Below are 24,850 nucleotides of genomic sequence, written 5' to 3' on the forward strand. Positions count from 1 at the left end.
ACGTCTTTTAAGCACGTTCAAAATAAAGCAATCCACGTCCACACGTGCCGCTCCATAGGCAAACTGCAATTACAGTAAGCACAACAATGACATATAACAATATGGATTGTCCAGGAATTACAGGCAAAGTTCCAGAAGGATACCATCGCAAAATCAATCCAATTTTACTTTGCAAACCTTGTGTGGCAATATTCATCACCGCTAAAAAGACACCAAATGCAAGGCCGTAAAACCTTCCAAAACATGCTAATCCAATCATTATTAGCACAATATCAATCCACGCATTACCTAAAATCATCTGCAATGTACTCAATAACTGCAAGTCAATTATACGAACAATTAACACTGAAGCGCCGAATGAAACGAACAAACACAATAAAGCAGCACTCAATGCATATATTCGCAGCCTTTTCATCACGAAACGTTCCCACGATACCATAATCGGAGCAAGGCAAACGAATGCCGTGGCAATAAACCCAACTACAATAACTTCATACAGAGGAACAACAAAATTAACAACACTACTACCAGATTGACATTGGAACGTTATACCTTCTACCGCATTATGCACATTAGCAGAATCTGGCAAACAAATATAACCAACATAAACTGGCAACTGCGTTACAAATGATCTGAATATAACAAGCATTAAAGAGGGAAGGACTACGGACAATAAAATTGCAACGATTGCAACAATATAATGCCTACCTTCAAGCCAAGCGCGAAAATTATTTTTCATGCTTATCACCAAGTTCCGATAAGACTTGTTGTGGAGTTATGCGGCATTGATTAAGTTCTTTAACATGATTTTTTACAAATTGTTTCAGCTTAGCATCATCAGCATTATTAATACTCATAGCCACTTTATCGTTTGCTTCACCTGTAATAAATCCATATGACCCATACACATCATTACTTATACGAGAAGGAAGTTGTGCAAGCAAAAATGCTGTAACAGAAGCGTTTGAATCAAGATTCTTTTTTACATATACTTCTTTCATAGCACTTGATGCACATTTTGCAGGCACAAATCTTTGTAACACTTCTTGAGCGATACCAGTCATATCACCATATTTCTCAGAACGCCTAACAAATGTATCTGTTTGTTGTTGAATAACAGTAGCTTTAAGATTACGTAACTTTATTAAACCACTATTAGTAAGATTCCAAGATTTTTCAGTATTTGTTGGAGTAAACGCATTTCCAAGCACAAGCACAATTCCTTTGCCTTGCGAATCTCTCTGATTCTTAGGAAACCAAGAAGCAACAGTTTTCAAATGTTTAACAGCACGAAGTTTACGAATATAAGCTTCTTCAGGATGTACACAAACAGAAAAAGCAGTATCTTTAAACGTCGTACACTGAGGTACAAAAGGTCCAGAGCGAATCCAAGGTTTTGGACCCCACATAGCTATACAACAAGCGCATACTATTGGCATAATTAAAGAAATACTTATTGCTTTTATGCGCCAATAAGATCCCTTTTGCCAAAAATATCTAATGTGCGCGCAACAAAGAATGCATGAAACGATAACAACACACACAAAGAATATGCGCAAAGTCACCAACCATGGGTTCATTCGCAAACCAGGCTCGGCACCAATACCAGCGTCCGACACTGGAAGTATTGCGTATAAACTGCTACCCCAATATCTAGGAAAAATATCTCCTTGAGGTATGGTGCCATTACGCATTATAATGACGCCATAAATACAGCACCAAATTATTGCAAAAGATAATAAAGCTGAGAATACAATTGCCCAACGATTGCCAATAATTACTCCTAAAGTAAAACCAATTGCAAAAAATGCGCTTGGCGTCACGCCTCCACATAATAGTGGAAAATACGGGAAATTTGTAGTATTTACATCACTCTGAATTACTGTTGGCAATATACTTACGCAATATAACAAACTGCACAGTATAGCGCCTTTTAGTATAGGAATAGCGTAACGACTGGCTGATTTTCCTGCACACCACGCAGGATTAACCAAACATCTGGGCGAGCAAGCTTTACATGAACACCATGCGCCAAAAATGCAAGCAACAATATCAGACAAACAATGCATCCATGTGACATCAATTCTTAGCCAAAGCGCATAATTATTATTATGCGCTAAAAAATTTGCCACACCCAAAAAAATAGGATATGCAATCAAAAATAAGCTAAAAATACAACTGCTTATTAGAGATAATGGGGACATAATACGTGAAACAATTGTGCACTTCTTATGACTTTTCGTAAAAAATCTGAATTCAGTTAAAAAGTTAGAATATTGACGCATATTTAATCACATCCCTACTTGCTACCACATTAACGAAATAAGAAACTATACATATCTAGTTACTGCTACTGCTAATTTTTATGAAATTTAGATAACAAATGCCTATACCCTGATTCCCATGGAGTTACCATAAGATCTTCACGATTAGCATATTGAAGAAGATTATCCATTTTCCCATCAAGCAATATAATTCCTTCATTAAGAACTATAACCCGATCTGCCATTACTGCTAAATCTTCTACTAAATGTGTACTGACAATAACAGTATGCTTTTGCGAATAAGACTTAAGAAAATTACGAATATCAATACGCTGCTCAGGATCTAAACCAACAGTAGGCTCATCAAGTATTAGTACTGCAGGCTGACTAGCAATCACACAAGCAATACCAGCACGCTGACGCTGACCTCCTGATATTTTAGCAACTATGCAATGCGCTTGTTTTTCCAAGCCAACCTGTTTGAGAGCATTCCAAGCAGCTTGATACGCGGCACTCCACGATAAACCTCGCGCCCATGCGGCATATTGAACATTTTTTAACACACTCGATGCATTCATAAGTTCAAATGATTGTGGCAAATAACCAATATTTGACCGAGCTTTAGCCCTTTCCGCACGACAAGTTACGTCAAGGCCATGCACAAAAAGTTTCCCACTAGAGGGAGCATAAATAGTCGCTATAACGTTAAGAAGAGTAGTTTTCCCAGCACCATTTGGCCCCAAAAGACCACATATGCCAAAAGATAAATCTATAGAAAGATTATGCAAAATTTGTTTTTTCCCATACGAAAAATTCACATTAACAAGTTGCACATCTGAGCCCATATATGATTCTTGCATATCTCACCACTTAATAACTAAACTACTTACCTACAACTTCGTATATTTTCTCTGTCTATTCCAACTACAGAACCACTCATCTGAGCATAAGCTGACATTGGCATAGCATAAACAATAGTAGAAAGCGCAACTACTGCAAATCCTTCCTTTGCGAACATATTCGTATCTCCATTTTCAATCTGCTTCATAACGTATTCAGCCTTGAATACATACACGCATTTTATAATAATTCAATATAAAAAAAAATAGATTTTTACAAAAAGCAATTAAAATTTTAAAAGATACGCATATCCGATAATGCCAATTATCAGCAATAACTAGAAAAATTAAGGGGGAAATCCACCTTTTTATTTCAAGTTCATTCTACAAATATTTTTTATTCAGATACAAAAATAGCGTGCCGTCTACTGGAAAATAATCCAATAAACAGCACGCTTTGTTTTATTTGACTACATTATTTGACTACATTAAATAATGCATAGATTACGCAATCTTGAGAGTTACATGGTCGTCGCTCTCTGCGCAATCCGCAACTACGTGAGCGCCATCATGCACCTTGCCAGAAAGCAGCAATCGCGCAAGCTGATCGCCAATTTCCGTTTGAACCAATCTACGCAACGGACGAGCACCGTAAACTGGATCATAGCCATGCTCCGCAAGCCAAGCGCGAGCAGAATCACTCACATCCAAGCTAATGCGGCGGTCGCTCAAGCGTGCAGCCACTTGACGAACTTGAATATCCACAATTCCACCAAGCTCTTCGCGGCTCAACGGATGGAACATAACAAGCTCATCCAAACGGTTAATGAACTCTGGCTTAAACTCAGCGTGAACAGCGTTCATAACAGCCTTGCGTTTAGCAGCATCATCCAAGCCCTCTTGCACAAGGAATTGCGAACCCAAGTTTGATGTCATAATCAAAATCGTATTCGTAAAATCAACCGTTCTACCCTGACCGTCAGTCAAACGACCATCATCCAAAACCTGCAACAAAACGTCGAATACTTCTGGATGCGCCTTCTCAACTTCGTCAAAAAGCACTACAGAATACGGACGTCTACGCACAGCTTCAGTAAGCTGGCCGCCTTCCTCGTAGCCAATGTAACCAGGAGCAGCACCGATTAGACGCGAAACGGAAGCCTTTTCCATGTACTCGCTCATATCAATGCGAACCATTGCACGCTCGTCGTCAAACAAAAAGTCGGCAAGAGCCTTAGCAAGCTCCGTCTTACCAACGCCAGTAGGACCCAAGAACAAGAAGGAACCAGTTGGGCGATTAGGGTCTGCAATTCCAGCACGACTTCTGCGCACAGCATCCGCTATAGCCTGGATTGCTTCGCTTTGGCCAACAACGCGCTTAGAAAGCTCTTTTTCCATGTTGAGCAGCTTCTCATTTTCGCCTTGCATCAAGCGACCAACAGGAATGCCCGTCCATTCGCTAACGACTCCAGCAATAGAATCAGCATCAACCTGATCCGGAACCATTGGCTCTTTCGCTTCACTCTTAGCGTTAGAGGCCTCGGACTCCGCTTCTTCCAAAGCTTTTTGAATGCTTGGGATTTCGCCATACAAAATACGGCTTGCTTGTTCCAAGTTGCCTTCGCGCGTGAATTTGTCGGCTTCTACGCGCTTAGCGTCGAGTTGCGCTCGCAAATCACCAACCTTGTTATGGCCAGCCTTTTCCGCATCCCAACGCGCTTTCAATCCAGTAAGCTTTTCGCGCGAGTTTGCTAATTCTTCCTGCAACTTTTCTAAGCGTTCGCGTGCAGCAGCATCTTCCGCCTTCTTTAATTGCATTTCTTCCATTTCAAGACGCGTAACTTTGCGCTGCAATTCGTCGATCTCTTCTGGCTGTGAATCAAGTTCCATACGCAAGTGAGCTGCCGCTTCATCCACCAAATCAATCGCCTTATCTGGAAGCTGTCTGCCAGTAATATAGCGGTTTGAAAGCGTTGCTGCGGCTACGATTGCATCGTCACTAATAGTCACCTTGTGGTGTGCTTCGTAACGTTGCTTAAGTCCGCGCAAAATCGTCACAGTATCTTCAACAGACGGCTCGCCAACAAACACTTGCTGGAATCTGCGTTCAAGCGCAGAATCCTTTTCAATATGCTCACGATACTCGTTAAGCGTAGTTGCGCCAACCAAGCGCAGCTCACCGCGCGCAAGCATTGGCTTAAGCATATTGCCAGCATCCATTGAACCTTCTGCAGATCCTGCTCCAACAACAGTATGAATCTCATCAATAAACGTAATAATTTGACCGTCCGATTGCTGAATTTCCTTCAACACTGCCTTTAAGCGTTCCTCAAACTCGCCGCGATACTTCGAACCTGCAACCATCGAAGCCAAATCGAGACTGATAAGACGCTTGTTTTGCAAAGTCGTAGGCACATCTCCTGCAACGATTCGCTGAGCCAATCCTTCTACAACTGCCGTTTTACCAACGCCCGGCTCTCCAATTAGCACAGGATTGTTCTTCGTGCGGCGAGAAAGAATCTGAATCACGCGGCGAATTTCCTGGTCTCGTCCAATTACTGGGTCGAGCTTTCCTTCGCGAGCGCGCGCAGTCATATCAACAGAATACTTTTCGAGCGCTTTGTAGTTGCCTTCAGCATCCGGACTCGTAACTTTTGCGCCACCGCGCACAGTTGGCACAACCTTACGCAACACGTCTGCGGAAACGTTGTGCTTTTTGAAAATATCCGCAACAGAGTTTGGTTCGCTTGCAACCATGCCGATAAGCATGTGCTCCGTAGAAACGTATTCGTCTCCCATTGCGCGCATTTCTTTTTCTGCCTGGCTTAGCGCAGCCAAAAGCTGACGACTTGCATCTGGCTTAGTTGTAGTTGAACCAGTAGATGAAGGCAATGCCACTAATGCGTTACGAATTTCAGAACCGATTTGTTGCGCGTCCGCCCCCGCCTGAGCAATAAGCGCGCGAACGACGCCCTGCTCTTGGCGAAGTAAGGCATCCGCCAAATGCAAAGTGTCAACTTGCGCATTGCCAGCAGCCGCTGCACTTTGCACAGCATCACTTAATGCGTCTTGCGCTAATGTTGTAAACTTTTGTTCCATATCTACCTCATTTCCACGAAAGCTCTAAAACACACTTCAGTTAAGTCAAATCGCTGCAACTTTTATTGCAACTTTTATTGCAACTCTCGCTGCAATTTCAAGCTTTTTGACGATACTTTCGAGTTCTAACGAGCTTTCACTTTCATGTATCTGATACGTATAACAGATTTTCCTATAACTTTATTCCTAAAACTTGAGTGTACTAGACTCAAGTTTTATTTTCAAGAACTTTCAATCGCAAATAATTTACGCAAATAATTTAATTAAGCAGCAAGCAAAGTTTAGTTAAGTATCAAGCAATGCTTAATTAAGTAGCAAATATGTCGTAATCTTAAAAGCATGAGAATTGCACGTTTTTCGTATAATGAAGTTCCGCAATACGCTTTCGTTCAAAAAGACGAAACCGACGGTAAAGATTATTTAGTAGCGCTTGAAGGGCATCCTTTAAGCCCGCAAGGAGTTAAGCCAACTGGTAAACGTTACGCGTTGGATGCGGATGGCGTGCGCTTGCTTGTGCCTGTAATTCCTTCAAAAGTTTACGGATTGGCAAAAAATTACGATACGCGTTCCGATGACGAGCGCGCTACTTCTCCTGCGGCTTCTTCGCATACCGCCGCAGATATGGTTATTTTTACAAAGCCGAGCACTTCTGTAATTGGTCCGGACGATCCGATTGTGATTCCTGCTTACTCAAACGACATGAATTTTGAGCCAGAAGTGGCAGTTGTTATGGGCAAAATCGCCAAAAATGTGACTGCAGCTACCGCAATGAACTACGTTTTTGGCTTTACTTGCGTAAATGACGTAACTTTACGAGATTGCGCAGGAAGCGACCCAATGTGGACGCGCGCAAAAGGTTTCGACACTTCTTGCCCACTTGGACCTTGGATTACAACCGAGCTAAATTGGCGCGATGCACATATTTCATTTACGCTTAATGGTGAAAATGTGCCAGAAGCCGACGGCACTACAGCTCGACTTATTCACAGTATTCCTGAGCAAATTGCTGCAATTTCAAGCTTCTCAACGCTTCTTCCAGGAGATGTGATTTTGACAGGAACTCCATACCCAGCTGGAACTTTACGCGCTGGTGACGAAGCGATTGTGCACGTAGATGGTATTGGCTCGCTGCGCAATGTGATTGTGCATGCGTAACTAAAATCATCAATTTGACTTAAAACTACACAAATGCGCGCGGGCCAAAGATTGCCGAACCGATTCGAACCATAGTAGAGCCTTCGGCAATCGCCCACGCAAAATCGCCGGACATTCCCATCGAAAGCTCTAATTTTTCAGAGTCTTGCGCGAGTTGCCCACCTACACAATCTCTAATTTCTCGCAATGCTGCGAAACCACGTCTTACTATTTTTTCATCATTCACGCGCGCTCCGAGCGTCATAAATCCGCGCAAATTAAGCGACGGCAGACTAGATATAGCGAGCGCTTCGTCAATCGCACGTTCTGGCGCACACCCCGATTTTGTAGCTTCTCCAGAAACGTTCACTTCCAGCATAACGTCTACGCAAAGTCCCAAATTTTGCGCTCGAGCAGATATTTTTTGCGCAAGTTCAATGCCGTCAACCGACTGAATACCATTTGCAAGTGGTAAAACTTTGTTTATTTTATTGCTTTGCAGTTGACCGATTAAGTAGAGCGGAATTTCGCCGTTCACACCAACGCTTAAACCTTCTCTAGCAGCTTGTGCGCGTAAAATCTCGGCTTTTGCAACGATTTCTTGTGGGCGATTTTCCCCAATTACTCGCACTCCTGCTCTGAGCGCTGCCATGATTTCGCCAGCATCTCGCGTTTTAGTTGCGGCAAGCAGTGTAACCGACTCAGCTTTGCGACCATAATGCGATTCGGCTTGAGCAATGGCGTCTTGCACGCTGTGCACGCCGTCGGCAATTTGACGCGCACGAACACAATCGACCTCAGTATTCGCTAAATCTTTTTGCGTCATATATGCCATTTATTGCCCCAATCTAATCTCATAAAAACAGTCACACTAATTGAGGAATTTTATCACTATATTTACGACGTGCAGCTTCTGCGGTAACTCCAAGTGCCCGACCTATTGTATTCCAAGACTGACCATTTTTGCGACTTTTGTACACAGCGTTGTTTATCTCTTTTTCAATTGCGTGACGGCGATAATTCAATCTGCTCAATTCACGAGATGGATCCCAGCGAGAATCCAAAGTTGGATCTCCTAGATCTGGTTCCGATTTTGCTTCCATTTCTTTTGAAATAATCTCGCCATATTCCGCAAGATCTTTTTGCTCTTCTTTACTCAGTTCACTAAATTTCATTTCAACCCTTCCTTTTCCAAATATCCTTTTCTTGCTTTCATCGCGTGAACTATAAGTTCTTGCGGAAATCCACGTCTTCTTGCTGTGCCAATCTCGTACCAAACAGCGCCAGAAACTCCTGGTCCCACATACATTATTGTTGGTGGATTTCTATCATAATTTACATCCACAGGACCTCTTGATTCTCGATACGCATGAAGTATGTCGTTTTCTGAAACCCCATGCTTCAAAGCTGATGGCAAAATAATTGGCTCTTCATATTGATCCATGCACACAACATTACATGCCAATATATGTTGCCGTCAAATATTGGCAAATAATATATGCAATTATATGCAGTGAAATACATTAGTCAAGGAAGGGCACGGATTTGTCGGCTAGGTTTGCGCGAACAGAATCCCACGGCGTTTCGTCGCTTTCAAATAACGCAAGCGCATCGGCAGCACTCATATCTACCGGCTGATTTTGCCCAGGCTTTTTGTATCCCAAAAGATACATGCAGTAGCCAATCATACTCTCAGCGCTCCAGCCAGATTCACGAAGCGCACCGACGTCTAGCGAATGCTTGCTTTTTGCGAGCCGCTCGCCTTGAGCGTTATCAATTAGCGGCAAATGTGCGAATTTTGTCTGCGCATAACGCACGCCGTGAGCCGCAAAAAATCCCGACTTTTCAAGCAACTCGCCAATCCAAATTTGAAGCGCTGCTGAACGAAGCAAATCGCGGCCACGCACAATATCATTTACTCCGCTCAAAACATCGTCAACAACAACCGCAAGCTGGTAAGAGAAAACGCCATCCGCTCGACGAATAACCATGTCACCTAAATCGCGGTCAATGTTAAAAGATTGCGCGCCAAAAATCGCATCTATAAAACTCACATTTGCTTGGCTTAAATCAGCCGGTGGAACAGCAAGCCTTAAGGAATGTTGCTGATTATTTTGCAAACGCTTTTCGATTTGCACCAAACCTTCCGCAGTTTTGCGAAGATTTCTGCACGTACCCGGGTAGCGTATAAAACCATCGCCTTCTTGCGGAGCTGCAATCGCGCGAATATCGGAACGCGAGCAAAAACAAGGGTAAATTAACGAATTTCCGTCGTCGTCTTGCAAAGATTCTAGAGATTCAAGAGCTTCTTGGTAGATTGCGATACGCTCATGCTGATAAGTAGGTTCTCCAACCCAATCAAAACCAGCCCATTTTAGATCTTCAATAATTTGCTCACTCGCGCCTTTCGGCATTCTAGCAATATCGAGATCTTCCAAACGCAAAAGCATTTGACCACCCTGCGATTTCGCAGAAAGCCAAGCGGCCAACATTGCTACCATGTTTCCAATATGCATACGCCCAGAAGGAGTTGGCGCAAAACGACCAATGGCAATAGTTGACTTTGAAAACATTATTTCGTCTTTCTTAATATCTTTATTAATTAATAAGCATAAACTTGCAAAACATAAACTTGCAAAATAAAAAGCGCGTAACGCATTCATACTAGCATTACGCGCTTCTTACAATCGCGATCAACCGCAATCAACCGTAATCAATCACAGTTAAAAGCAAATGTTTTATGCAAATAACGACTTATACATAAGCACACCCAAAATTGCGCCAGCCGTAGGAGCAACAACTGGAATCCACGCTTCACCCCAGCGAGAAGATCCCTTGTGTGGAATTGGCAAAATTGCGTGAAGCAAACGCGGCATAAGATCACGCGCAGGATTCAAAGCAGGACCAGTTGGGCCGCCCATAGAAGTCACCAAACCCCAAACAACGAAGCCGACTACGATTGACGCACCGGCCAAATTCGCCTTACCCCATGGAGATTCAAGGCAGCAAAGAGCTGCCAAAACAAGCACGAGTGTGCCAAAGAACTCATTGAGGAAGTAGTTAAGCTTGTTATTATAGGCATCCGTAGTGCAGAACGTACCAAGAATTGCTTCTGGCTCCTCAGTCTCGTTGTAGTGCGGCAAATACGTTACGTACACAATAAGCTGTCCAACCAACGCACCCAAAAGCTGAGCTACAATATAAGGCGCAACGTTTTGCCACTCAAACATTCCATTTGCAGCTTGCGCAATCGTCATAGCAGGATTGATATGCGCTTCGGAAATTCCTCCGAACATTAGCACTGGGAACATCACGCCAAAACCGTAGCCCATGGCAATATTTAACCAACCAGCATGGTGTCCTTTAGTATTTTTTAATTCAACATTTGCAACAGCACCGTTTCCAAAAATCATAAGAATAGCAGTGCCAATAAATTCTGCAGCCAACTTCGTCATAAACGAATATTGCATGGTCCTTCGATCCTTCTTACCTGTTTCAAACTCCGCACACGTAATCACGCGTATAAATAACGACTCGTCGCTTAACAATCGTCCAACAACTCGCAATTGCGATTAGCATAGCATGGAACACAATATATACTCATTTTCAAAGAAGCTAAGAAAATGAATTCCAACAATTATTCTTTGATAGTTTCCCTTATGCGTGCGACAGTCTGAGTAAGCAGTAAAATCGCCCCCCACATCAAAAGAGGCCCGCCACTTTGGCGAGCCTCTCATTTACAAAAACAATATTTGCGGTTTCATCTTCACAACATCCTCGTTGCAACGGTTAAAGTCTTAAATATCCCGTCCAACGTACACGGATTCTATATCCATACACTTTTGTGGGTTACCGCTATCTCTTTTTTGTTTTTGTAATTATTATTATCATCGTTTTTCACCTAATAGTAAAGCTCAAAATAGCATTTGTTAACATATTGTCAATACTGTTCAATTGCACTGAAAAAATCGTAGCTATTGCACACTTTTGTGAATATGCAAAGGTTATCATGTGCGTTTACGTTCGAATTGAACAAATGCCGGCGTGTCGAATCACTCGACACTCATTCGCGCACTTCCCTTACAGCGCATACAATTACAGAGTATGGTACAGATTTTTGACGCTCCCTCAAAGGCGATACTGCGCGGTCAAATTGCCGAACACATCGCCGAAGATGAAAAAGCAGAAAAGCGTGAAGCTCGTGAGGGCGAGCTACCGTTACCAAAAGATCGTTTCTTTGACCGCGAGTTAAGCTGGTTGAAGTTCAATCGTCGCGTGCTTGAGTTGGCACAAAATACCGATTTGCCGCTACTTGAACGCGCTAATTTTGCTGCTATCTTTGCGTCAAATCTCGACGAATTCTTTATGGTTCGAGTTGCAGGCTTGAAGCGCCGAATCGATTCTGGCATAGCAGTAACTGCAGCATCCGGCTTAAGCCCTCGCCAGCAGTTGCGTGCTATTAGTGAGGTCACTCACCGTCGCCAAGATGAGCACGCTCACTATGTTATTGAGCATATTCTTCCTGAGCTTGCAAAGCAGCGCATTGTTTTGCTCAGCTGGGATAAACTTACAGAATCAGAAAAAGCTCGTTTGTCTGATTACTACAAAAAGCAAGTGTTCCCTGTTCTTACGCCTCTTGCAGTGGATCCTGCTCACCCGTTCCCGTACATTTCCGGCAAGTCTATTAACTTGGCTGTTATCGTCGAAAATCCAAATTCTGGAAAGTCGCATTTTGCGCGCGTAAAAATTCCAGATAATTTGAATCGCCTTGTACCAGTTGACGATTTAACAGACGAAGAAGGTCGCGAAGAGCGTTACGGCTTCATTACTATGGAAAAGCTGATTGCAGCACACTTGGAATCGCTTTTCCCAGGCATGATTATTAAAGAAGCCCGCTCCTTCCGCGTTACGCGTAACGAGGACATTGACGTTGAAGAAGACGACGCAGAAAATCTGCTCAACGCTATGGAGAAGGAACTTCTTCGACGTCGTTTTGGACCGCCAATTCGTTTGGAGATTTCTAACGAAGCCAGCCCATTCCTTTCTCAGTTGCTTGCAAATCAGCTTCGCGTAAGTCCCGAGGAAGTATATCGCTTGCCTTCGCCGCTTGATATGACTGTACTGTTTGAGTTGCAGGCGCTTGATCGCCCTGATTTGAAGTATCGTCCGTTTATTCCTACTACGAACCGTCAGATTGCGGAAGTTGAAACTAGCCACGCGCAAGATATTTTCGCCTCGATTCGCGAGCATGATATTTTGCTTCATCATCCTTACGATTCGTTCTCTACTTCTGTGCAAGCATTCCTCGCGCAGGCTGCTGCAGATCCAAAAGTGCTTGCAATTAAGCAGACTTTGTATCGTACATCTAGCAATTCGCCAATTATTGACGCTCTTGTTGACGCAGCTCATGCTGGAAAGCAGGTGCTTGCTCTTGTTGAGATTAAGGCGCGATTTGACGAGGATGCAAATATTGCTTGGGCACGCAAGCTCGAACGTGCAGGCGTTCACGTTGTGTATGGCATTGTTGGCTTAAAGACTCACTGCAAGCTTTCGCTCGTGGTTCGTCAAGAAGCAGAAGGGTTGCGCAGATACTGCCACGTTGGCACAGGTAATTACAATCCTAAGACTGCTCGCCTTTACACGGATTTGGGATTGCTTACTTGCGATCCTGTAGTTGGTCAGGATTTGACTCGCTTGTTTAATCAGCTTTCTGGTTACGCGCCAAAGTCGAGTTTCCACCGTTTGCTTGTAGCTCCTCGCACAGTTCGCACTGGCATTATTGCTCGCATTCGCCGTGAGGAGGCTGCAGCTCTTGCTGGCAAGGAAGCGTGGATTAAGATTAAGGTCAATTCTGTGGTTGATGAGCAGACTATTGACGCATTGTATCGAGCTTCTCAAGCTGGAGTAAAGATTGATATTGTTGAGCGTGGAATTTGCTCACTGAAGCCTGGCATTGAAGGTTTGAGCGACAATATTCGCGTTCGCTCTATTCTTGGCAGATTCCTTGAGCACAGCCGCATTTACGCTTTTGCTAACTCTTGCGGTCCGCAAATTGGTGACGGCCCTGCAAGCGGCCCAGAAGTGTGGATTGGCTCGGCTGATTTAATGCACCGCAATCTTGACCGCCGCGTTGAAACACTGGTTCGCATAAGTGCACCAGATCAGGTTGAAGCGTTGCTTCAATACATTGATTTGCAGATGGCTGATTCTACTGTTTCGTGGTGGATGGATGGAGACGGCACGTATACCTTGCATTCTCGCGATAAGGAAGGTCGTCCGCTCGTAGACAGCCAGGCTTACTTAATTCACACTCACACGCGCAAGCCTCGCGGTGCGAACTAAGCGCAAGTAACTAATAAACGATAAGCAAGAGCCGGATTCAGTAATATGTTTCTGGCTCTTGTTGTGTTTATTAACCCTTATGATCTGGCTAAATCTCAAGCGTTCCAGCAGCCAAATCTTCTACAATATTATTTGCCAGTTTTGGGAAGTTTTTTACGCTGCAATTTGCCAGTTTTATGATAATTTATGGAGTGGCAAAAAATAACGGCACTTTCGGCACTGTTACGAATGCGTCAAAAGTAAAAGATTACGGCACAACTAAAATTTGCGAAAGAAAACCGCTAAAATAGTGAATATGAGTGCAGTAACGACGCAATATGTTGAAGCAGCTGGCGGAATTATCTACCGCTTGCGCGATAGTACAAACAGTTCAAACGCAGGCGAAGAGGCAAAACTAGGCAGCATTCCAAGAAAGCCACTCAATGCAATAAAGCCTAGCTACGATGATTTTGAGCTTTGCCTTGTTTACCGTCCTAAATATGACGATTGGAGCTGGCCAAAAGGAAAGAATGAGCCGAACGAATCACATCGTCACACAGCCGTGCGCGAAGTTGGAGAAGAAACAGGGTATTCAGTCACACTTGGTCCGCACATTGCCAAAATAGAGTATCCCCTTGAGCGCGAAGGCAAAAAATCTTCCAAGAGCAACACATCAAATAGCAACCGAAGCTGCAATCCCCAGCCAGAAGTAATAAAGCGAATCCACTACTGGATGATGCGATTAATTGACAAGCCGGCTGCAGCAAAGCGTCTTCCTGCTTTCGGACCAATTAAGCCGGCGAAACCCACTGAAATAGGCAATGTTTTATGGCTTACTCCTTCTAAAGCGCGCAAAAAACTTACTCACGATAGCGACCGCGAAGTACTGGACGCTTTCTTAGAAAAGCTCCACGCAATCCAAGGAGAATATAGCACGCTGCTTTTGGTGCGTCACGGGAAAGCTGAGTCTCGAAAAACTTGGCAAGGAAGCGAAGCAACTCGACCAATCACACCTCTGGGCGCTGCCGCTTCATACGCTCTAGGCCGCGAACTTGCATGTTACGCGCCGAATAAAATCATATCGTCACCTTGGAAGCGTTGTTTAGAAACGGTTGCGGCTTTTTCGCGCGATTCTTCACTTCCTATAGAACAGGTTGCGGAACTTACTGAAGATCATCACGAGAAACAGCCAAAATCTACGTTATCTGTGCTTATAAAAGAAATACAAAATCTTGAGAGTAACGCACAAAATACAAGCGCAGCTAGCAACGCAATCGCAGCAAACAACGCAACAGTCATGTGCTTGCACCGCCCAATTATTGGCACTTTCTTCGATTATTTGCGCGAAATAACAAAACCTAGAGCACACAAGCGCATACTCAGCCAAAAATCACCTTACATGCCAACTGGAAGTGCCGTAGTTTTGCACATTATTAACACTCCTAAAGGCGCTCGTATTATTGATATTGAAAAGGTTACTCCAAGTGTCTACTAGTTTAAATTCGCAATCGAGTTCCATTCATTCAAGCAGATCTGCTTTTATGCCAAGCCCCACTGGCTCTGCCCGCCCAAGCCGACCTGCACAAATGGATCCTGCAATGCTCGCGCAGATTGAAGGAGGCACGGATCCGCATGTTGTAAACGAAATTAGCCACACTTCCTCCGCCGTCCTGCTTAACCGCGTTCATAAAACGCAATCGCCGGAAATTGTTGAGCGCGTGCTGAATTTGGTTGAAAATGAAGGCATTGAAGTTATTGCAGATTTGTGGAGTCACGCGGAGGCTGAGTCTCTTCCTGGAATGTTGTGGCGACTGTATTTACTGCGCATGTCTTTACGAAAACAGCGCGAAGCTTACGCTGAGTACTGGAGTCTTGGCGAGCCTGAAACTACAAGTGCATCAGCTATTACAGGAATTGATGAGACTCCTACCGGAGAAGATATTGCGCGACTTGCAGACTCTATTCTTTCCGGCGCTTTTACAGGCGATTTTGCTGTAGCACTTTACCGATCTTCAGCTTTTACTTCGATTATTGCGCGCGGAATGCGAGTTTACGCAAAAAAGTTAGACGAGCAAGCAAATACAATACACACGCAAAAAATTGCAAAGGTTTTGCACATATCCGCAAATATGCACGCGCTTTCACTATCTTTTGCTCATGGAGCAAAATTGTGGCGAGCAGGAAAGTTAGAATAAATTATTTTCGATTAAAATTGTGCGGCGCGTGAAAACAGAAAACAAGGTATACTCAAAATGATGCTGGCTTGTGTTTAAGCCCCGGGCTCCATTTTTTGCCGCTGCGAGCGGCGTTTGCGCCGACAGGCGCTTTCGCAAGTCAGTATCGTTTCTGTTTTGAATTTTAGATTTTAGATTTTGCTAGATAAGTTTAAATAAAATATATTTTTACTAACATTTGTTTATATTTTGCGCAAAAATAACGGCACGCCGCTAGCTTAACGTGCAATGCTTGCACTAATCTAGAAGGTATGGATCTTCATGTTTTACATCATCCGCTGGTGGACCATAAGCTCACCGTTTTGCGAGATAAGAATACACCATCTAATATTTTCCGCGAGTTGGTTTCCGAATTGGTAACCCTCGAAGCTTACGAAGCAACCCGCAATTTGGAAGTTAGCGATCGCGAGATTGAAACTCCTATTTGCAAGATGACTGGCAAGCATTTAAACCGCCCACGTCCAATGGTTGTGCCGGTTTTGCGCGCTGGTCTCGGCATGCTCGACGGCATGACTCGCCTTCTTCCAACTGCTGAGGTTGGATTCCTTGGCATGAAGCGCGACGAGCAGACGCTCGATATTGTCACTTATGCCAACCGTTTGCCAGAAGATTTGACTGGTCGTCAGTGCTTCCTTCTTGACCCAATGCTTGCCACGGGTGGCACTTTAGTTGCTGCTACACATTACTTGGCTGAGCGCGGCGCTAAGGATGTTACTGCTATTAACATTTTGGCGGCCCCAGAGGGCTTGGAACGCCTGGAGAAGGAGATTGATCCTTCTATTGACTTTAAGGTTGTTGTTTGCGCTGTTGACGAGCATTTGAACGACAAAGCTTATATTGTTCCAGGTCTTGGCGACGCTGGCGATCGTTTGTATGGTTTGATTGACTAATAGTTACTAGTAATAGTCACTAACTAAATCAAACAAAAGCTAGAATCTAAAGCTAGAATCTAAAAACTACAAAATAGCCTGCTGATTTGCAACACTTTGCAACTTTCAGCAGGCTTTTGTGTTTGTATTAATTGATTAATGCGATGCTGCATCACAAATCAGATAATATAACTACTAATACAACTAAGCTTTATTCACAGCTCCTTTAGCATATAAAGCTTCTAAAGCATCGCGCAAAGTACCACTGTAGCTGATGCCAGCTTTTTGTGCCCAAGTGTCAAGCCAAGCTGGAACAGTAACATTTTTACGAACTGCATGAGAACCGTATTTTGCAGCATAGGAATCCATATCAAGCGCAACCATAGACAACTTTGAATTAGGATTTTCTATAACAATATCACTAATATCACTAGCTTTTGGCGCAGTCTTACCACTTTCGAGTTCTGTAAGAACCCATCCACTTGCTGCATCTTCTGCCATAATCAAAGCATCCGCAAGGTTACTGCCTCCAGTTACACACCCTGGCAAATCAGGGACTTCTGCAACAAAACCTCCGCTATTATCTTCGTATGGAGTAAGAATAACAGGATACGCTAATTTCATCATTTCACCTTTGTTTCATTAATTCCCGCCTGACGCCAGATTGACTTAACAACTGATGTGTTAATATCACCTGGATGTTTAGGTACTGTGACTTTACCCGTTTTAGTTTTATGCACGAATTGGCAATGACTTCCACGCTGTGCAAAAAGTATCCAGCCGTCCTTCTTAAGACGTTTTTCAATCTCTTTGTATCTCATAAAAAGATTATACACACTATGCGCATAAAATAAAATAATTAATCAAATTTCTACTAAATCACGTATACGCCTATGTGTATTTACCGCGGACGAGTTATGGCCACTTTGCGAGCGCGGTCTGCTAATTCGTCTAGTTTCGCAAGCTCCGCGCGTTGAGAATCAGTCTGCCTTGGAGCAAATTCACCGTAACGATTTTGTACAGCAGTACGAATTAAAAAGTCAGCCAAACGCGGATTTTTTGGCAAAACTGAGCCGTGCATATAAGTGCCGATAACGTTGTATTTTCTAGCGCCTTCCGTGTGGTCTTTGCCATTATTTCCGCAATTTTCACCATCAACAGAGCCAAGCGGCTGCGTACCACTCTCCAAGCTTGTGCGCCCAGAATGGTTCTCGTAGCCCACAATATCGCCAAAATCGGCACTATGCTCTACTAAATTTCCAATCATGCGCACGTCTTGACCAACCGTATGCTCGCCAAGTATTCCAATTCCTTGAAGCTTTTGGCCTTCAACGGTTTCAAAATACTCGCCAAAAAGCTGGTATAGCCCGCAAATCATAAGCATTGGAACGCCAGCTTTTGCAAGCCCTCGAATCGCATCCGCGCGCGCAAATAAATCTTTAGTGACTCTGCTTTGACCATGATCTTGACCACCGCCGCCAAGAATCATATCCACGCGCTCTGGCCATAAATCACCAACATTGTACTCGTGAAGCACGGGCTTGTAACCGTACAATTCCGCTCGGCGCATAATCGTAAGCACATTGCCGTAGTCGCCGTAAATATTCATGTCTTTCGGATACAGCGACACAATATCTAGCTCGCGATTTTCGTTTTCAAAAGTAGCATTTGCTTTACTAATATCACTGGAACCATTCATGACAACTACTTTCCAACTCCAACGTCTTTAACTTCCGCAAGTTGCGCTAAAGCAGCGCGCACGCGAAGCATTGCAGTATACGTGCAGTATATGCGTTTTGCATTTTTCACGTTGCCGCTAAAATCACCGTTCACGAAAGATTTAACGTCTTCTTCCAAATCCGTATTCACATTGCGAGACGAGACCTTATCATATTGCAGACGCAAAGCCATATCCCATGCGCGAGTGCCAGAAACGCACGCAACTCCCGCGCTTCTAAAGCTTGCAAAATCAACGTCCCACAGCCAGCTCATATCTCTACCGTCTGCATATTCGTCGCAAATTGCAATCATTATATCGTGATTTTGCGGATGATCTGAAGCGATTGCAAGCCTAAAACCAATAGGATTCTTCACTAAAACAAGCTCAACAGGAGCGCCATTAACTTCAATTACTTCGCCTCTACCAAAAGCAGGAGTTACGTGCGAAATCGCTTCCATAAGCGCATCGTCATCGAATTTTTGCAGCGCAGAATTCTGTTTTGCAGCGTCCGCTAAGATAGCTCGAACTACTGTTGCTGCAGCGGCAGCGTTGAAAATATTGTAAGCGCCGTCAAGTTTTACAGATGTGGTTTTACGCTTGCCATCAAGTATAAACTCAGCCTCGTGGTCTCCAACTTTTGAAAGCACAACGTCTGCTTTAGGAAGATTGCTATCTTTCCCTACTGCACCGTCTTCGCAATTTTCACTTTTTTCAGTGCTATTGTGCAAATCATCATCAGTTGGGAACATGCTTTTTACAGCATCATCTAAACCAAAATATTGCACGCGAGCTCCGGAAGGAACAAAGCTTGCGAGCGCACGAATACGTGGATCCTCACGGTTTAGCACTACCGTTTCTTCGGTTGCAGCAGCTACGTTGCTTAATAGTTTTGCGGTTGTGTCAATTTCGCCGAATCGGTCGAGCTGATCTCGCATAACGTTTAGCAATAAAGAGTAACGAGGCTTGATTTGATTTACGAAATGCACTGCATACGCTTCGTCAAGCTCTAAAACTGCAATATCTGCGTCAAGCTTTGTGCCAAAAGCCGGCATTGTTTTTGCAAGAGCTGCAACTACTCCTCTAGTAAAGTTTGAACCGGTTGGATTGGTAAATACGTTAAGTCCTGACTCGCGCAGCATAGAAGTTACCATACGCGTTGTGGTAGTCTTGCCATTGGTTCCAGAAACGAGCACTATTCCGTATGGCAATGCGGAAAGAGTACGTGCTAAAAAGCCTGGATCGAGGCTCTCAATGACTTTACCAGGTAATGCGCTTCCACCATGGTGAAGCAGCCTAGAAAGCGCGCAAACAAGTTTCCCAACAGCAGGCATGGCAAAGCTGTACCAATGCTTATGCAAATCTTTGCGAAACTTTTTACGCGATTCATGGTCGCCGCTTGACATACTAAATCACACTCCCGCCTGCTGGTAATCTTGCGGCATATCCATGAACTTGGAAGTTGCACCCAAGAAGGCAAGATTAAACGTATCAGTAGGACCATTACGATGCTTTGCCATAATAATATCAGCTTCGCCTGGGCGATCTTCCTTATTGTAAAAATCAGGTCTATGTACAAGGAACACAACGTCAGCATCCTGCTCAATAGAACCAGATTCGCGCAAATCTGAAAGCTGCGGTTTCTTGTCGTTTCGCATTTCCGGTCCACGATTAAGCTGGCTCAAAGCCACAACTGGCACTTCAAGTTCTTTTGCTAAAAGCTTTAGCGCACGCGAAAATTCCGAAACTTCCTGCTGACGACTTTCTACGCGCTTGCCGGAACTCATAAGCTGAAGGTAATCAATAACTACAAGTTTCAAATCATTCGTCTGCTTGAGCCTGCGACATTTTGCACGAATTTCCATCAGACTCATATTTGGGCTGTCGTCAATAAAAAGCGGAGCATCCTGCATTTTTGTCCAGAAATTATTGAGAGTATTCCAACGATCTGGAGTAATATCTTCTGCTCTTCGCATGGCAGCAAGTGGAATATTAGTTTCTGCAGCAATAATGCGCTGAGCTAATTCTACTTTGCTCATTTCTAGAGAGAACACAATAGATGTCATATTGTGGTGTAGTGCTGCCGAGCGAGCAAAATCAATGCCAAGTGTTGACTTACCCATGGCTGGACGACCTGCAACAACAATCATTTGACCAGGCTGCAAACCCTGCGTAACTTCGTCAATATCTCTAAATCCAGTTGGCACACCCTGCTCAAGTTCGTGATTTTGCATTTTATCGAGCTGATCAAGAGTATTTTGCAAAACTGGACCAATGGCAACATAATCTTGACGCACTTTGCCTGCACTCATCTCATACACTTCTGATTGCGCAAGATTTACAATATCTTCTGCCTGAGCTCCGGATGCAGAATAGCCCATTTGTGCGATTTTTGTTCCAGCAGTAATAACGTTACGAAGAATAGCATTTTGGTGCACAATATCTGCGTAGTACATTGCGTTTGCAGCTGTTGGAACGGAAGCTACTAGGCTATGTAAATAATCAGCTCCGCCAACTTTATCGAGATTTCCATCCTTCATTAATTCATTAGCTATAAGCACAACATCAACAGGCTGAGAGCCTGCAAAAAGCGTAAGAATAGCATCGTAAATAGTTTGATGCTGAGGCTGATAAAAATCTGCTGTTTCTAGCACTTGCGATACTTCACCGATAGCATCTTTGCTCATAAGCATTCCGCCAAGCACTGCCATTTCGGCGTCAACATCGTGCGGAGGAACACGATCAAACAGTGTGGTACCGCTTGTTCTTTCAGCGTTACGAGTAGCTCCAGAACCATATATCGGCGCGCCAGCATTGCCATTAGTGGACTGCCACATATCATTATCTGCCATAAAAACGAGTATAAACGCGCGCACGTATTTAAGAACAAAAACTTCAAAATATTTGCACAAGTAATATTACAAAATATTTATAGTTTTAGTGCAGCATTCATCCACAAATCGTTTCTAATGCGCAAACTATTTCCCAGCGCGCGACCGCCAATATACACTGAATTTAGCACAATCCACAATGTGATTGTTCTTATTACATCGTTCGCGTTAAAAGCAACGTCAAAACAGCTTGTACAAATAAGTACGCCTAAATACACAACTGCCGTAGCTGAGCATGATTTTGCTAAGTAAGAATGATCGCCAGCTCCGATTAATACTCCATCTAGCGCCCACATCCATCCAGCAAGAGGCAAGAACAAGCCAAGAATTGTCATGCCTACAGAAATTAAAAGCTGGATATCTGCGTGCGGACTAAACAGTGGCGAACAGCTCCACCCCACTAAAATCATGAATAAACCGACTCCTAAGCTGCTTACAGCACCAACTTGAGCACAAATGCGTGTAATAATTCCAGCACGTTTACGTAGGCCCGCTCCCAGCACTGAGGCAACAATAGTTTGTGCCGCAATACCAATAGCATCGAGAATATTCATAACAAAATTCCAGCAAGAATTAGCAACTTGATACGCAGCAAGCGTATTTGTACCAAGACGAGTTGCAGCAACAACCGTAGCAACCATGCACACGCGCAATGCAAGTGTTCGCACAAATAGCGGCATGCCAGTTCCTGCAGAATGTAAAATATGTTGAAAATGAGGTTTAAGACGAGCACCACTTTGCATAGCCCAAATAACAGCTGGAATACTGAGCACAAGTCCCATATACCATTGGGCAATCATTGTTGCAATTCCAGAGCCGGCAATTCCCATGTTTAATCCAAAAACTGCAATCACATCGAGAATAGTATTAAGCACAGCGCCACTAGCAGCAGCAAATAAGGTTATACGGACTTTTCTAAGCCCTCGAAATATTCCGTTTGCAGCATACACAAGAAGCATTGCTGGAAGGCCTGGCATAACCATTTGAGTGTACACAATAGCATCCTGCAACGTAGAGCCACGCGCGCCTATTGCGTAACATAGCGGCTCAGCGGCGAAAATAAGCAATGCTGTAAGAATTACACCAAGAAATAATGCAAGCCACAAGCCGTCCATTCCAACGCTAAAACCTTCTCGACGTCTACCCGCACCTAGAAGACGAGCAACTTGAGAAGTTGTGTTGTATGCCAAAAATAAGCAAAGACCTGCAACGGTAAGAAGTACTGTTGAGCCAATAGAAAGTCCAGCCAACGCGTTTTTGCCAATATGACCAATAATAGCAGTGTCAATAAGTACGAACGCAGGTTCAGATATAAGCTGTCCAAAAGTTGGTACAGCAAGTATCCAAATATTGCGAAGTACCTCTTTTTTATTCTGATTATCCAACTCTTGATTCGTCATAATGCTTCATTTCACTGCTATCTAGCAAATCGCAGCAAATGCAATATTGTGCAAATACTACATAAAAATATTCGCGATTGAGCTAACACAAATATGAGTAAAATACAAGTAAAAATATGATTCTGCAAAGTTATTCGCAATATATCCACATTGTTATCCCCAACATGTGGATAATTTTGCAAGATGTCCACTTAGACACGCCTTAAATGTGGATAACTTATCTTTTTATCCACATTTAATAATTCGTGCGTGTCTTACGGAATCTATTTTTCCAGCTTTACTTACCGTTATCTTCGCGAGATTTACTAGATTTTTTATTGTTTTTATTAGATTCTTGCTCTTCTTCTAATGTTTTTTCGTCTAAATTAACTTCAGACTGACTCTTTTCAGATTCGTCATTAGTTTCAGAATCTGATTTCTTACCAGCTTCCAAAACTGTTTGCTTATCTGCACTAGTTGATTCAGACTCCATAGAATTGTCATCAACTGCAATATCAACCGAAGTAAGAACAGCCATCTGAGTTTTACTTGACGCATCGTCAGACACTGCAACAACAGCACCTTCATGGCTTTGAGCAATGGAAGAGAAATCATAAGCACGTTCGCCTTGATCGGCTAAATCGACGCCCTTACGTTCCTTAGCTTCAGAAATACGCCAGCCAAAAAGCTTTTCAAGAGCAAAAGCAACAATAGCTGTTACAGCACCCGAGTAAAGCACTACAATTCCGATTAAACAAAGTTGCGCAACAATCTGATGCCAATCTCCAACAGAAAGCAAACCAGAACCATCTGCAAAAAGTCCAACGGAGATTACACCAATAAGAGCTGCAACACCATTTACACTTACAACATGCAAAGCTCCGTCATAACGTGCGAAAGTGCGAGAATGAGTCACAAGTGAAGTAATAACTCCAGAAAGCACACCCAAAACCAAGGCCCACAGCGGCGCAATAACGTCTGCTGCAGCTGCGCTAGCAGACAAACCTGCCATAACGCCGGACGCAGCACCTAATGCAGAGAAACATCCAGAACGCAAACGTTCGGTCACACCCCAAGCCAACATTGATGCAGATGCGGTTATTGTGGAACTTACCCAAGCATAACCAGCAACACCTGGAACACCGGCGGAAGAGCCAATCATTAAGCCAAGCCATCCGAACCAAATCAAGAAAATTCCAAGCATAACAAATGGAACATTATGCGGATGACGAACAGAACCATTTTCAACAGATGACTGAGAAGAAGTTTCAGCAACTTCAGCCACAGTAGCTACTGAAGAAACAACAGATTCGGTAGAAGAATTATCCTGAGCCTTTGCAACATCAGCCCACAATGCACGAGATAAACGACTCTTTGCATTACGAGAATTAGTTTTAGCAGATGCCGAGCCAGCTCCTGTTCCAGCATGAGCAACATTTTTAATATGCAACACCAAACGCTTCAATGGGAAATGAGCGTGGCCGCCAATAATCATAACAATTGCAAAAGCTGAAACTGCAGCAGCAATATGTAGTAAAGATCCGCCTGCAAAATCATGCACTTGAATGCCCAAAGCTTGCGAGATAGCTCCATTGGCAGACAGCAATCCGCCGCCACAAACCATATGAGCAAGCGGAGCAAATACTAAAGTAACCCAAACAGCCACAAAAATAAGCCAAATAGCGTAACGCACACGCCCAGCCAATGCTCCTGTAATTAAAGCAACTGCAACAACTGCGCAAGCTAAGCGGAATGCGGCAGGAATGCCTCCAGCTAGTCCGGAATTAGCATCCATAGATGTAAATACACCATGGTCTGCAACCATAGAATCGCGGAATAGTAAACCGCTAAATGGGTCGCCAACAACTCCGCCAGCCATATCTTTACCAGCAAAAGCCAGTGACCATCCCCACAAAGTCCATACAAGCGTTGTAACAGCGATCGCGCCAGCGGATAACATCATCATATTTACCATAGAAGTAGCGCGTTCGCGGCCGCCATAAAATAGGGCAATACCCGGCGTGATAATAAACACCAATGCGCCGGCCAACAACGCCCACTGCGGATCCATTGTGGTCATTTTTCACCTCAATTATTTCAAAC

22 protein-coding genes are annotated in these 24,850 nt (G+C 43.7%); 5 read left to right on the forward strand and 17 right to left on the reverse strand.

Annotated features, from left to right (window positions below; translation table 11 throughout):
- Positions 1-7 precede the first annotated feature (7 nt).
- The 5 genes from CGSMWGV1500E_RS05720 to clpB form a co-directional block, all read right to left on the reverse strand.
- Positions 8-739 (reverse strand): hypothetical protein, encoded by a 732-nt coding sequence (locus tag CGSMWGV1500E_RS05720; RefSeq protein WP_004126336.1) that lies wholly within the window; start codon positions 737-739, stop codon positions 8-10.
- Entirely contained in the window at positions 729-2,285 is a 1,557-nt protein-coding gene (locus CGSMWGV1500E_RS05715; RefSeq protein ID WP_230455178.1) for a hypothetical protein, read from the reverse strand. The genes CGSMWGV1500E_RS05720 and CGSMWGV1500E_RS05715 overlap by 11 nt, the downstream gene beginning before the upstream one ends.
- Before the next feature lie 71 nt (positions 2,286-2,356).
- On the reverse strand, positions 2,357-3,124 hold the full coding sequence (locus CGSMWGV1500E_RS05710) for an ABC transporter ATP-binding protein (RefSeq protein ID WP_004126342.1): 768 nt from the start codon (positions 3,122-3,124) through the stop codon (positions 2,357-2,359).
- Between the two features lie 26 nt (positions 3,125-3,150).
- On the reverse strand, positions 3,151-3,312 hold the full coding sequence (locus CGSMWGV1500E_RS06370) for a hypothetical protein (protein WP_004126360.1): 162 nt from the start codon (positions 3,310-3,312) through the stop codon (positions 3,151-3,153).
- 295 nt (positions 3,313-3,607) lie between these two features.
- Positions 3,608-6,202 (reverse strand): ATP-dependent chaperone ClpB, encoded by a 2,595-nt coding sequence (gene clpB / locus CGSMWGV1500E_RS05705; RefSeq protein ID WP_004126363.1) that lies wholly within the window; start codon positions 6,200-6,202, stop codon positions 3,608-3,610.
- Between the two features lie 339 nt (positions 6,203-6,541).
- Between clpB and CGSMWGV1500E_RS05700 the strand changes: the two genes are divergently transcribed.
- A complete protein-coding gene (locus CGSMWGV1500E_RS05700; protein WP_004126366.1) occupies positions 6,542-7,357 on the forward strand; it encodes a fumarylacetoacetate hydrolase family protein in 816 nt (271 codons plus the stop codon).
- Between the two features lie 25 nt (positions 7,358-7,382).
- On the opposite strand, the gene CGSMWGV1500E_RS05695 is transcribed toward CGSMWGV1500E_RS05700, so the two are convergent.
- The 5 genes from CGSMWGV1500E_RS05695 to CGSMWGV1500E_RS05675 all read right to left on the reverse strand — a co-directional run bounded on the left by CGSMWGV1500E_RS05695 (position 7,383) and on the right by CGSMWGV1500E_RS05675 (position 10,806).
- Positions 7,383-8,171: a YggS family pyridoxal phosphate-dependent enzyme gene (locus CGSMWGV1500E_RS05695; RefSeq protein WP_004126370.1), complete on the reverse strand. Its 789-nt coding sequence runs from the start codon at positions 8,169-8,171 to the stop codon at positions 7,383-7,385.
- Positions 8,172-8,202: 31 nt separating this feature from the next.
- Positions 8,203-8,511: a hypothetical protein gene (locus CGSMWGV1500E_RS05690; protein WP_004126374.1), complete on the reverse strand. Its 309-nt coding sequence runs from the start codon at positions 8,509-8,511 to the stop codon at positions 8,203-8,205.
- Positions 8,508-8,801, reverse strand: a complete 294-nt coding sequence (locus CGSMWGV1500E_RS05685; RefSeq protein ID WP_230455179.1) for a hypothetical protein — start codon at positions 8,799-8,801, stop codon at positions 8,508-8,510. The genes CGSMWGV1500E_RS05690 and CGSMWGV1500E_RS05685 overlap by 4 nt, the downstream gene beginning before the upstream one ends.
- A gap of 58 nt (positions 8,802-8,859) precedes the next feature.
- Positions 8,860-9,909, reverse strand: coding sequence for a glutamyl-Q tRNA(Asp) synthetase (locus CGSMWGV1500E_RS05680; RefSeq protein ID WP_032843368.1), 1,050 nt, complete (start codon positions 9,907-9,909; stop codon positions 8,860-8,862).
- Between the two features lie 165 nt (positions 9,910-10,074).
- On the reverse strand, positions 10,075-10,806 hold the full coding sequence (locus CGSMWGV1500E_RS05675; protein ID WP_004126384.1) for an MIP/aquaporin family protein: 732 nt from the start codon (positions 10,804-10,806) through the stop codon (positions 10,075-10,077).
- 634 nt (positions 10,807-11,440) lie between these two features.
- Between CGSMWGV1500E_RS05675 and CGSMWGV1500E_RS05670 the strand changes: the two genes are divergently transcribed.
- The 4 genes from CGSMWGV1500E_RS05670 to upp all read left to right on the forward strand — a co-directional run bounded on the left by CGSMWGV1500E_RS05670 (position 11,441) and on the right by upp (position 16,781).
- Positions 11,441-13,678, forward strand: coding sequence for an RNA degradosome polyphosphate kinase (locus CGSMWGV1500E_RS05670; RefSeq protein WP_004126387.1), 2,238 nt, complete (start codon positions 11,441-11,443; stop codon positions 13,676-13,678).
- Between the two features lie 295 nt (positions 13,679-13,973).
- Positions 13,974-15,152, forward strand: coding sequence for an NUDIX hydrolase (locus tag CGSMWGV1500E_RS05665; protein WP_004126403.1), 1,179 nt, complete (start codon positions 13,974-13,976; stop codon positions 15,150-15,152).
- 46 nt (positions 15,153-15,198) lie between these two features.
- Positions 15,199-15,852 (forward strand): hypothetical protein, encoded by a 654-nt coding sequence (locus tag CGSMWGV1500E_RS05660; RefSeq protein ID WP_004126406.1) that lies wholly within the window; start codon positions 15,199-15,201, stop codon positions 15,850-15,852.
- A 290-nt stretch (positions 15,853-16,142) separates the two neighbouring features.
- Positions 16,143-16,781 carry a uracil phosphoribosyltransferase gene (gene upp / locus CGSMWGV1500E_RS05655; protein WP_004126409.1) on the forward strand — a complete coding sequence of 213 codons (639 nt, stop codon included), beginning with the start codon at positions 16,143-16,145 and terminating at the stop codon, positions 16,779-16,781.
- Positions 16,782-16,964: 183 nt separating this feature from the next.
- Here the strand turns inward: upp and CGSMWGV1500E_RS05650 are convergent, their stop codons facing one another.
- From CGSMWGV1500E_RS05650 to CGSMWGV1500E_RS05620, 7 genes are all read right to left on the reverse strand, one after another.
- A complete protein-coding gene (locus tag CGSMWGV1500E_RS05650) occupies positions 16,965-17,384 on the reverse strand; it encodes a type II toxin-antitoxin system HicB family antitoxin (protein ID WP_004126412.1) in 420 nt (139 codons plus the stop codon).
- Positions 17,384-17,581 (reverse strand): type II toxin-antitoxin system HicA family toxin, encoded by a 198-nt coding sequence (locus CGSMWGV1500E_RS05645; protein WP_004126415.1) that lies wholly within the window; start codon positions 17,579-17,581, stop codon positions 17,384-17,386. Before CGSMWGV1500E_RS05645 ends, CGSMWGV1500E_RS05650 begins: the two co-directional genes overlap by 1 nt.
- A gap of 80 nt (positions 17,582-17,661) precedes the next feature.
- Complete coding sequence (locus tag CGSMWGV1500E_RS05640) at positions 17,662-18,459, reverse strand: type 1 glutamine amidotransferase (protein ID WP_004126419.1); 798 nt, start codon at positions 18,457-18,459, stop codon at positions 17,662-17,664.
- A gap of 5 nt (positions 18,460-18,464) precedes the next feature.
- Complete coding sequence (locus tag CGSMWGV1500E_RS05635) at positions 18,465-19,883, reverse strand: Mur ligase family protein (protein ID WP_004126422.1); 1,419 nt, start codon at positions 19,881-19,883, stop codon at positions 18,465-18,467.
- A gap of 6 nt (positions 19,884-19,889) precedes the next feature.
- A complete protein-coding gene (gene dnaB, locus CGSMWGV1500E_RS05630; protein ID WP_032843371.1) occupies positions 19,890-21,329 on the reverse strand; it encodes a replicative DNA helicase in 1,440 nt (479 codons plus the stop codon).
- A 77-nt stretch (positions 21,330-21,406) separates the two neighbouring features.
- Positions 21,407-22,768: an MATE family efflux transporter gene (locus CGSMWGV1500E_RS05625; RefSeq protein WP_004126427.1), complete on the reverse strand. Its 1,362-nt coding sequence runs from the start codon at positions 22,766-22,768 to the stop codon at positions 21,407-21,409.
- Between the two features lie 277 nt (positions 22,769-23,045).
- Positions 23,046-24,827 (reverse strand): ammonium transporter, encoded by a 1,782-nt coding sequence (locus CGSMWGV1500E_RS05620; protein ID WP_032843358.1) that lies wholly within the window; start codon positions 24,825-24,827, stop codon positions 23,046-23,048.
- Between the last annotated feature and the right edge of the window lie 23 nt (positions 24,828-24,850).

The organism is Gardnerella vaginalis 1500E, assembly GCF_000263595.1.
GTDB lineage: Bacteria > Actinomycetota > Actinomycetes > Actinomycetales > Bifidobacteriaceae > Bifidobacterium > Bifidobacterium vaginale_E.